The organism is Synechococcus sp. R6-5, assembly GCF_047461775.1.
Lineage (GTDB): Bacteria > Cyanobacteriota > Cyanobacteriia > Thermostichales > Thermostichaceae > Thermostichus.
The window spans coordinates 1-1896 of the sequence record NZ_JANSHV010000355.1 but is presented as its reverse complement, the minus strand read 5'-3'; the positions used below and the strand labels follow the sequence as shown (position 1 = coordinate 1896).

Sequence of the window (1896 nt, the reverse complement as noted above, 5' to 3'; positions counted from 1 at the left end):
CAGTGTTCAGCGTAAATGTATCAGCATGGGCAAAGTTGTCATCATTGGGGCGGGGCTGGCCGGCTTGGCTTGCGCCAAAGTGCTGAGCCAGGCGGGGTGGAGGGATGTCCTGGTTCTGGAAAAAAGCGACGGCCCTGGGGGGCGGGTGCGTACCGACAAGGTGGATGGCTTTCGCCTGGATCGCGGTTTTCAGGTGCTGTTCACCGCCTATCCCAAAGTGCGACAGCATTTGGATCTGGGCAAGCTCGATCCCCGTCCCTACCGGCCCGGCGCTATTTTGGCTCAACTCGGTCGCTGCTGGCTGTTGGGGGATCCCCTACGGGATCTGTCCAGCCTTCTCCCCTCTTTGCTCAACCCCTTGGCCAGCTTTGGGGACAAGCTCAAGGTGCTGCAATTGCGATCCGAGCTGGCGCGCCGCAGCCCGGAGCAGGTTTTTCAAGAAGGGCTAGGGGGATCCGATTGCTCGCTGCGGGAGTTTCTGGAGCAGTACGGCTTTTCCCAACAGATCTGCCAGCACTTTTTCTACCCCTTTTTCCGCGGGATCCTTCTAGATCCGGATCTGGGCAGTAGCGCCCGCCTCTTTGCCTTTTATTTCAAGATGATGGCCGAGGGATCCATTGTCACCCCGGCCTTGGGCATGGGAGAACTGGCCCGACAACTGGCCGGTCACCTGTCCCCCGAACAGATTCGTTACCAAACCCCGGTGGAGCGCATCCTGGCAGAAGACGGGAAAGTGCGCGGGATCCGCACCGCCAATGGCGAAGAGATCCCTGCCGAGTGGGTAGTTTGTGCTACTGATGCCCCTCAGGCACGGGCCTGGCAAGCGGAGCTGTGCCCTCAAGCCCCCACCCCCATTCCCACCCAGGGGCGAGCGGTGACCTGTCTCTACTTCTGCGCCCCCTTTTCCCTCAGCCGCGGTGCCTACTTGTACCTCAACGCCACCGGCCAGGGCTGGATCAACCATTGGGTCCAACTTACCCGCATCAGCCCGGCGCTGGCTCCTCCTGGCCAACACCTGTATTCGGTGGTGGTGCTAGGGGATCCCCCCTTGAGGGACGAGGAACTGGCCCAAGCCTGCCGGGCCGAGCTGCAAACTTACTTCCCCGTCGCGGCAGCGTCGCGTAGCGATAAAGCCCCCTTGGAGCAACTGCGCCTGCTGCGGGTGTACCGGATCCCTTTTGCCCAGTTTGTACAACCCCCCGGCTTTCAGCAGCATCTGGTTCCCACCTTTAGCGGCCTGCCGGGCCTCCTTTGGGCCGGGGAATACACCCACCAGAGCAGCCTCGAGGGATCCCTGCGCAGCGGCGAACAGGCAGCGGCGTGGATTCTCCAAAAATCGGCGTAAAAAATCTGTACAAAGCAATACAGACTTTCTTGAGCCTATTCCCAGCAACAAAGCTGGGATCCCGTGGTATGAAGGGGGTGAACTTGGTCGCCCACGAGGATCCCTCTGTTATGCAGAATGTTACCCTCAACCCCTTCTCCCTTTTGCTGCGCTCGCTGGAACTGGTAGGCCCTATCTATGGGCCGCTGCTGATCCTGGCTTCTCCTGGCTTTGTCATTCTCATCGTCGCGGAGCTGATCCCGCTTGCCGGGGGGATCCTCAACTTGGCCTATGGCCTGATTGGCCTGCCCATCCTGGCAGGGGCAGCCTTTTGGCTGGTGGATCAGCACCTGAAGCGGCAAGCTCCCCTGCTGGGCAACAGCCTCAACCGAGCTGTCTCGAAGGCAGTACCTCTGGTATTCGCCAACATCCTGTTGGTGTTGATTGTCTTGCTTGGGATGCCGCTGCTTGTACTTCCCGGCATCTACTGGGGGGTAAGGCTGGCTTTCGCTCTCTGCGCGATTGTTTTGGAAGACAAAGGAGTCACAGAAGGGTTGGGCTACAGTTGGAAC

At 60.0% G+C, this 1896-nt stretch carries 2 protein-coding genes; both read left to right on the top strand.

The annotated features are described in order from the left end of the window. On the top strand, nucleotides 1-1345 hold a 1345-nt coding region (locus NW818_RS13685), incomplete at its 5' end, for an NAD(P)/FAD-dependent oxidoreductase (RefSeq protein ID WP_414424865.1). Between the two features lie 68 nt (nucleotides 1346-1413). Next, nucleotides 1414-1896: hypothetical protein (locus tag NW818_RS13680; RefSeq protein WP_414424864.1), on the top strand; the 483-nt coding region annotated here is incomplete at its 3' end.